Source organism: Caballeronia arationis (assembly GCF_001544975.2).
Lineage (GTDB): Bacteria > Pseudomonadota > Gammaproteobacteria > Burkholderiales > Burkholderiaceae > Caballeronia > Caballeronia arationis.
In genome coordinates, this window is sequence record NZ_FCOG02000199.1 from 1 (window position 1) to 7,988 (window position 7,988).

Annotated in this window: 8 protein-coding genes; 2 read left to right on the plus strand and 6 right to left on the minus strand. The window is 57.5% G+C overall.

Going from position 1 to position 7,988, the window contains the following annotated elements; translation table 11 throughout:
- Positions 1-1,239 (plus strand): hypothetical protein (locus AWB81_RS46100; RefSeq protein WP_062643427.1); only part of this gene is annotated, 1,239 nt, incomplete at its 5' end.
- Positions 1,240-1,921: 682 nt separating this feature from the next.
- Here the strand turns inward: AWB81_RS46100 and AWB81_RS38675 are convergent.
- The 6 genes from AWB81_RS38675 to AWB81_RS38695 all read right to left on the minus strand — a co-directional run bounded on the left by AWB81_RS38675 (position 1,922) and on the right by AWB81_RS38695 (position 6,929).
- Entirely contained in the window at positions 1,922-3,031 is a 1,110-nt protein-coding gene (locus AWB81_RS38675; protein ID WP_087135496.1) for a CAP domain-containing protein, read from the minus strand.
- 210 nt (positions 3,032-3,241) lie between these two features.
- Positions 3,242-3,616 (minus strand): hypothetical protein, encoded by a 375-nt coding sequence (locus AWB81_RS38680; protein WP_062643432.1) that lies wholly within the window; start codon positions 3,614-3,616, stop codon positions 3,242-3,244.
- Between the two features lie 3 nt (positions 3,617-3,619).
- Positions 3,620-3,790: a hypothetical protein gene (locus tag AWB81_RS46630; protein WP_165830008.1), complete on the minus strand. Its 171-nt coding sequence runs from the start codon at positions 3,788-3,790 to the stop codon at positions 3,620-3,622.
- A 25-nt stretch (positions 3,791-3,815) separates the two neighbouring features.
- A complete protein-coding gene (locus AWB81_RS38685) occupies positions 3,816-5,012 on the minus strand; it encodes a FlhC family transcriptional regulator (RefSeq protein ID WP_062643440.1) in 1,197 nt (398 codons plus the stop codon).
- A 78-nt stretch (positions 5,013-5,090) separates the two neighbouring features.
- Positions 5,091-6,383 (minus strand): hypothetical protein, encoded by a 1,293-nt coding sequence (locus AWB81_RS38690; protein ID WP_144444314.1) that lies wholly within the window; start codon positions 6,381-6,383, stop codon positions 5,091-5,093.
- Between the two features lie 297 nt (positions 6,384-6,680).
- A complete protein-coding gene (locus AWB81_RS38695) occupies positions 6,681-6,929 on the minus strand; it encodes a hypothetical protein (RefSeq protein ID WP_144444315.1) in 249 nt (82 codons plus the stop codon).
- Positions 6,930-7,405: 476 nt separating this feature from the next.
- Here AWB81_RS38695 and AWB81_RS38700 point away from each other — a divergent pair, with 476 nt between their 5' ends.
- A complete protein-coding gene (locus AWB81_RS38700) occupies positions 7,406-7,705 on the plus strand; it encodes a hypothetical protein (RefSeq protein WP_062643438.1) in 300 nt (99 codons plus the stop codon).
- Positions 7,706-7,988 lie beyond the last annotated feature (283 nt).

Here is a 7,988-nt window from a genome sequence, read left to right on the forward strand (position 1 = left end):
ATCAAAGAAGACATTTCTGCCAAGCGCCAGAACCTGCTCCAGATCGAAGGGCAGAACATTGCGTCGATCAACTCGGCTCTTGGCAGCTACCTCACTAACAACTACGCGTCGCTCGTTCCGGCGGGGTTTTCGCAGACGACGTCCACTGCGATAGCCGCGCCCACGCTCGCTCAGTTGAGCGCGCAGGCTAACAACAAAGTCTCGTTCAAGGACGGTCCTTTTTGGGGCGGAACCTATCAGATTGCGCTGTCGATCGTGCCCGACAACTGCTCCACCGCAGCGGGCAACTGCCATATCGCATCGCAGATCTATCCGAGCTTGCCGCTTATCAGCATGAAGGACAAGACGGCTGACATCGCGGGTGCAGGCGTGCTCACGGCTACGGGGGGAGCACAGTTCGGCTACTCGACAAACCGCACGCCTGCGACGGTCACCGGCATTCATGGCGGGTGGACGTTGCCTAACCCAGTAGGCAGCAAGGCTGGGATGGTACTGGCGATCAACGGCTTTGGCGCGGACGGTAATTCGCCCTACTACCGTCGTGACGGCGCACTGCCGTTGACGGGCACGATGAACGCGAACAACCAGGACATGCAGAACGTCGGCAATGTGACGCTCGGCGCGAACAAGATTATGAAGTTGCAGGCGGGGAACAGCCTTCAGATTGACAACGGAGCGATGTACTACGGGGACAGCGTGAACGCGGCGGTTCGTACCAAAGGCGCGCTGTACGTCCAGAACTATCAGGGAACTGGCTCTGCGCCGATCAATGTAGGGGACGTGAATTCGAGCGGAACTGTGAATGCCAATGTCGTGGACACGAACGTCGCGAATATCAACGCTGCCGCCGGCAACTGCGGTTGGAACGGCGTGACCATCCGCAACAACCTCATGTACGTATGCAACAAGTGGGGAAACTGGGTCGGCGCCAGCAGTCTCGTTAGCAACCAGTCGGCCGACGCGCAGTACAGCGGTTGGTACAACGGGTGGGGCGTGAATCCGCCCGCATGCGGTCCTGGCGGCACGGCATGGTATCGAATCATCCCGCAGTCGGTGACGACCGATTATTCCAATCACAATCCGCCGATTGCCGGAGCGCGTTACGCGATGGGTTGGAACGGCTCGCAATGGGTCCTTCAGATATATGACGTGCTCGCTGACGGCGCGAATACGCTTGTGCAAGATCAGCTTGGCCTGCAAGCGCAAGTCGACGTCGGCTGCAACTACTCAAATCAATAGAACATGAAGCGAATAAAGACGGTAGTGTCGCTGACATTGCTCGTGACGCTTAGCGGTACGCTAACGGCTCCCATAACCTCGAACGCGGAGTGGGTGCAAAATCCGATAGGTGTTCCTCGCGCCCCCGGTTGCGATCCGGGATACTCGTGGCAGAAAATCGGTGTGCGGTATCGGTGTGCTACACCACCTCCCTCATGCCAGTTCGGCTTCTCATCGGCACCTGTCTGGAGTGGAAGCTCTTGGAGTTACGGGTGCAATGAACCAGCGCCCCCAACGAAAAATCCGCCAGGGGATCCGGCCGTGGACTGTATCACTGCTGCGCCCACGTATGGATATCAGGTCACCAGAGGGCCGGATCGTGTGTATCCGGCTGGCGGCAACTCTTGCCTGGGACTTGCTTGTTGGGTCTACTTTGGCAAAGGTCCGCGTGTCACTGTGACCTCCTGTGGCGATACGTCGGCGACCTATGTCATCTACTGCTACGTGAATGCAGACAACTCTGTGAATCGCGTCACTGGCTTGGTACAGCCCGAAAATATTACCTGTGGCGGCGGAGGGGGCTAGCTAGGCCGGAGCGGCTTTGCAGGCCAGCTCGTCGCGCGGTGAGCTCATCCGGTGCCTCAAAAAAGAAAGCGCCGCTAGGGCGCTTTCTCTATTTTAGTGTCCAGCCGGTCGGTGCCTATTAGTTTGCAGCCGTTGTGAACTGCCACGAAGTGCTGACCGGAGTGCCGTCGCGCGCACCCGAGAAAGTCGCTGTATAAACGGTGTTGGCCGTTAAAGGCGCGAGCGGTAGCAAGAAAGCAGTCCCGGCGAACAGATTCTTATTAACGTCCGCCGTCACCGCTGCCTTCGAACCTGATACTGCTGCAGCGGGAACCAGAATGCGCGCGGGTACAACGTTACCCGATGCGTCCTTCAGTTCGAAGCTGTCCACCGTAAGCACATTCCGGTTTTGCGCGTTGACGCTCACCATAATCGGTCGTCCGGGCGCCGAGAGGTCCGGTGCCGGATTCGGAATCTCAGTGTGCATTGCCAGCGCGACGTTGGTTTCGTTCATGTACGGCGCATGGACCACTTGGCCGACTGCAATCTGCTGCCCGGCATTGTAGGGAGTCGTGTTGTAGTCGTTTTCCGTCGTCGGTGCAGGAGAGGAGACAGCGCCGAAATCGGCGACGCAGAAAGACAGTGACGATGCGCTTGCGGGTGCTACGTATCCGAGCCCGACGGACGTTTGGTTGCCAACGAGCGACGCGAGGTGATAGACGGTATTGATCCATTGCTGGACACAGCGCGTTCCATCGTTCTCCCTGCTGTTGTCGGCACTCCAACCCGCTGCAACGACTTCCCCAACCCAGAGATTCGCCGCAGTGCCCGCTTTGCGCGCACGTAGGTACGGCCAGGCTTCGTAGAAGCCAGGGTTCGCAGAGTTCTCGGTGTGGCTGAGAGACGTCTCTGCTCCACTTGTGAGGTTCATCTGTTCGTATTGAGCGTGACTCTGCGCTGCCGCGTCGAGCAACAAGTCTTGAGCGACCATGCCTACGCCCATCTGTGACCTGTAGGCATTGATGGTTGTAAACATGCCATACTGGCCTGTACCCGCCGCATAAGTCGGTGCAGGAACGCTAGTCTGCGGTGCGATTACAGGATTGCTGGAAGTCGCAGGCTGGCTCGCACCAGACGGTGGTGATGCGGAGCCGGACGTGGAATCGCCTCCACCGCCGCCGCAAGCAGCCACGAGCAGCGATGCAGCGATCGCGGCCATCGAGAGTTTGAAGTTTTTCTGAATCGTCATTTGTTGTTTCCGATCTAGTTATTGCAGTCGCCCCCGCGATCTGCTTACTTTCATCTTATCGAGCGGTGTTCGAAGTCAAGTCGTCTTAGAAGTCCGCCTCGAAACCGCTTTCCTCGTTGGCAAATTGCCGTTGGCCAATCGCCGGCGCACGCATTGTAATAGCCGGTAAGGGGTTGGAAATCCGCACCGTTGTTTGATCGCAACCGTTTGCTAACGATGTTTGGCGCGGGCACGAAAGTGCTTCAGGCGCAAGGCGACGAAGACGACGCCGAGCACCGCCGCGACGGCGACGGGCTGCGTCGCGCCGACTGAAGAGAGGAGCAAGGTGCCGCCCCAAAGGAGAATCAGGAAAGTTGCGAGCGCGCCGAATGCTTTGCTTTTCGACACGGCCGCGAACTGCCGCCTGCCTGAGCCGAATCTTTGCGCGAAGCGAATGTTGCTTTGCTCAAGGTCGAACGACTCCTGCGACTGCGCCGTTGCTCGATCTGCGCGGTAGTGCCTCTCGTACCGTTGGAATCGCGCGTCGCCGCGGCCTTCGAGCCACGCGGCGGCGCTGTCGGGAAAGAGGTAGGCGAAGTCCTGCATTGCTCAGTGCGTCACGTCGGAGTGAAATTCGATTGCACCGATTGCGTCCGGAATGCAGCGTCCGTCGGCCTCGGAGTAATAGGCGCCCGTCTCTAAGTCGAGCCAGCCAAACTGCGCGCGGCCGTCGTGTGAAAAGACGACTAGACCGGCCTCGATTGAGAAATCGTGGGACATCCTGGACACCTCCTTTTCCTGTTTATCACTTGCTCTTTGAACGCTTTTTTCCCTTGCTTCTCGGTTCACTATGGCGGGGCCTAAGGTCGCTCTCGCAACCTGGGCACACGAAGTCCTTCGCCAATTCGATCTTTCCTTCGTCGTTGGACAGGATGTAATCGGTGCCGCAGCTTCTACACGGCGCCACGTTCAGGCGCGAATCCATGGCCATCGAGCGGGTGAGGTGGTTTGCTCGGTCGGCAGAGAGAAGGAGCCGGGGCCCGAACATCTTGTCAAGCACGTCGTTGGATGCAATGAGCGCTTCGGGAATGTTGGCTCCGTTCTTGAGTGCGCAACGATAGAGCCATACCAGCATGGTCGCTTGTAGGCGTTGTACCGGGCGCTCAACGTACCAAGTCAGGGAGCTTGCACTGTTGCCGCAAGGCGAGCTGACGCCGTGGATCTGGCGGTAAGTGTTCCGAGTGATGGCCGAGTTGAGGCTAAACAAATTCGTTGCCGTTGAGGCCCGGCAGCCCTGAGTCATCATCAGACGCGCGTAAACTTCTCGCTTGGCGCGGTCGAGTCGCAGATCGGACCACAGGTTCTTATAGGGAAGCGCGCTCGCTTTGAGCGTGGACGTGCGCATGACATAGTGCGCCACCGACTCTTCGGTAAGATGGCCAGCAGGGTATTCAATCCAGAATAGTGCGTCATCAAACCGCCATCTATACAGCGGAAAGCGAATACCCCCGATAGCGGCTTCGAGTCGACCGATTGGCAAGCTCATCAAGTACTCGGCCAGTTCGAACGAAATGCCAAGCAAGGGTGCGGCGAGAACATTCTGGTGCAGCACGTCTTTCAGCAGAGAAACGTAGCTGCAGTTGTAATGGAAGATATCGCGTGCGGTCACGTCGTCGACGAACGGCATCGCAGACGACAGCTTTGTCACTGTCTGAGAATGCATGATGCCGTCGACGAACGTCGACCAGTCACGAGGATCCTGAAGAGCTGGGGACAGCGCTAGAAACGGCATATTCATCAGCTTCGCCATGGGTACGGCGTGGGCCTTGAGCGTTTCCATGTTCTCGAAAGACACGCCAAAGAAGGCGTCTGCGTCGCTGTACCGTGCAAGCACCTTGTGCATCACAGCGGTGAGCGAGTAGTTGGTCCGCTGGATCTTCTCGGCAAGATACGTTGGAAGCGGAATATTGGTCTCGACGGCGTCTAGAATGTTGATCGTCATAATATTTATTTTTTTGGTTACGTGCGGAAGCGACCACGTTCGCTTCCGCCTCATCACTTCTCGTCCGGCGAGCGCTGACTACTTGCGCAGTGCCGTTTCGACTTCCGTCAGATACTTGCGCATCATCGCCGCGAGCGTTTCGATCATTGGATGATGATGTTCCGGAGCCTCGCAAGCTTGGACCGCAACCTGTGCCGTCGATAGCTTGCCGGCAAACGCTTCGAATGCAGACACGGCCTCGACCATCGTGGCCTGCACGCGGCTCGCAGCTTCAAGCGCGTGCGATTCCTTTTCCCGATCCGCTTGCAGTTGTGCGAGTTCCGCGCGCTTTTCGAGCAGCCTCTCCTCGATTGCTTGGAGTTCCGCATTGCGCTTTTCTAGCGATTCGGACAGCGTCTTGTAGCCTTCAGGAGTGGTAGGCACTTCCTTGACCTGTACTTCGGGCTTCCGGTTGAGCAAAGCGTTCCTCTCGGAGAGGAGCTTCGAGATTTCCTTGTCCTTATCTGCGAGGTCCTTTTCCAGGTTCGCAAGTCCGGCTTGACGGCCGGTGTAGTAGCTGTCCATGCGTTGCAACTGCGCCTCTTTGTCGGCGATGAGCTTGCCCGTCGCCTCTAGTTGCTGTTGGAGACGACGTGCTTCGTCTTCGGCCACTCGTTGAGCGGTCTTGCTGTCTTCCAACAGAGTCTTATAGTTGTCGACTTGTACCTGCCGGTCCGCGAGAGCCTCTTCTTGCTTCTGCAACGTAGCAAGCATTTTCCTGACGTCCTCGCGCGTCATCTGATCGTTGGCTTTCTTGGCCTCCAGGATTGCTGTGACCTGTTCGTCAGTCACGTGGTCGGCCGCAAGAATGTCAAGTTCGCCGACGTTGAATACGCGAATTGCCTCGGTGTTGTCTGCGAAAGCTTCGTAGCAACGCATGTACTGGCGGGCTGCCGCGTACTTCACGCCAAGTGAGAGTTCAAAGTACGAATAGCCCAAAGTCGCGGCCTTCCGCAACGTACTGGTCTTGTTGCCGGACCTCGCGACCATTACGTTCTTGATTAAGTGCATGGAGTTGATCAACTGCCCACCGATCGTTTGCAGGTCGGATGAGATTCGCGCTCGAGCCTCAGAGATCGCCATCATGTTCTCGGCAAGTTGGCCGATGAGCTCGGTGAACTCGTCGCCATCGCCGAACAATTGCCGGGCGACCTTTTCAAACTTCGAACGCTCGGCCCCGCTCGCCGTGATACCGCCGAAGATGTCGTCCAACGACTCTTGGAGTTCGGTTTTTCGCAGTTGAAGGTCTTTCTTGGAATCGTCTTTATTTGAGGACAAAACTTCTCTCCAGATTGCCGCAGCGCCCCCGCGCGCTGCCGTGAAACGCCACAAGGAGCCTGCCTTGCGGAAACGAAAGTGCTGTTGTTACCTGTTGCCTACACTGCGACACCCTTCGCTATCTCCGTCAATGTGTAACCGATCGTAACGGTCGGGTTACAGATTTCAGCTCACGAAAGACGCCCTTTTTGACCCGTCTTTCGCCCGCTAAGGACGAAAGCCGCGTTTTTTCTGTCGAAAGCAAACGTTTAACGGTTCATTTCTGTAACACTTAAGCGCTTTTTAAGTATTCGCATGGAAGTAGTTACCTAGAATTCCCTCTTGTAATTTGGCGAAATTACCGCTAGCGGGCTAGCGTGTCTTGTCGTCCAGAAGACTGTTTGCCGACGTCTCCGCGTACATCAACACTGCCGCGCGGGCCCGGCTCGCGAGGTGATCGATCTCTGCCGTGGGAAACGCTGTGCCGGGAGCGTGTTCGATGAGTAACGGCCCATCGTGCAGGTAGAAGTCGTCGCCGCATAGCCATTGAAGCGTCGTGCGGAGTTTTGCCTGCGCCACAGCTTCACCAGCCTCACCGATTTCATGCGATGAGCGCTTCACACGACCGGCACTCCGCGATCCGGACGGGCGCCGCCGCCGAAGCCCTTTGAACAAGCGGTAACCGCCGACTGCGACAAGTATCTCTAAGAACATCCGCTGCCTCCGTTGTGTATGTAGATCAGCATGACAGGGGGTGGAAGAAGTCAGGGATGCGATGCGGCACTGTCAAGAGCGCCCGAAAATCGAAAGGCCCTATAAAAATGGAAGCTTTCCCGACCACGCGTATCGGCGCCGCGCGTAAATTGCCTGTTATCCCCGCGTCAACGACGCATCGACTCGAGCCGCCGCCAAGCATCGGTGCGCGTGCTTCCGATCTCTTCTTTCATCCGCAGTGAGCTGCTTCCGCCACGCCTTTATCGAGCCGTGACGAAAGCGCCTCTCCGCGCGCCCGTTTTTCCTGCTCACCCGAGCATCGAAAACCATCCAGCGCTGTACTGGCTGGACATCCCCTAGTGCGTCTTTTTCTGGAGAGAAAAATGCCGAAGCAGTTGGTATTCAAGGCGATGAAATCACCCGGCTGGTTGGTCGCTGTTTGCTTTGCCCTGTGGTTTGCCGCGCACTCGTTCTTCGCCTTTCTGTTTGTCTCCTTCACCGTCGCTGTCTGGATCAAGAGATCCATCAAAGCGGCGTTGAAAGAGGAGAAAGCTGAGGATGCGAAGGCGCCCGCGCCCGCCGTTGTCGCTCCGGCTACCGCCGACGCCAACGTCACGCCCATCAAACGTCAGTACGCCAAGTCCGCAGTGGTCGTTCCACTTAAGACAGGCATTGACGACTAGTCGCTACGCCTGAAAGTCAAGACCCGCACGGGCGGTCTTGACCCCTCACCCCAACGGGAACCATCCCGTTGCGGGCATGGGTTCCCGTTCATTCGGAGATTCCCATGCAACCAGAAGTAGCAGCATGGCAACTGGACATGTTCGACGCTCCTCCAGCGCCGATCGCGCGTGTCCAAGCCCAGCCTGATCCGCTGCCCGATCCGCATCTGTGGAGCGAGGCGGTCAAAGACAAAATGGTCGACGCGTTGATCAGTCTCGCGACTGACAGCAGACGCGGCGACAA

What these genes read in the sequence shown, in the direction of transcription:
- AWB81_RS38700 (WP_062643438.1), top strand. Translation starts at nt 7,406, where the DNA reads ATGCCGAAGCAGTTGGTATTCAAGGCGATGAAATCACCCGGCTGGTTG.
- AWB81_RS46630 (WP_165830008.1), bottom strand. Translation starts at nt 3,790, where the DNA reads ATGTCCCACGATTTCTCAATCGAGGCCGGTCTAGTCGTCTTTTCACAC.
- AWB81_RS38685 (WP_062643440.1), bottom strand. Translation starts at nt 5,012, where the DNA reads ATGACGATCAACATTCTAGACGCCGTCGAGACCAATATTCCGCTTCCA.
- AWB81_RS38680 (WP_062643432.1), bottom strand. Translation starts at nt 3,616, where the DNA reads ATGCAGGACTTCGCCTACCTCTTTCCCGACAGCGCCGCCGCGTGGCTC.
- AWB81_RS38675 (WP_087135496.1), bottom strand. Translation starts at nt 3,031, where the DNA reads ATGACGATTCAGAAAAACTTCAAACTCTCGATGGCCGCGATCGCTGCA.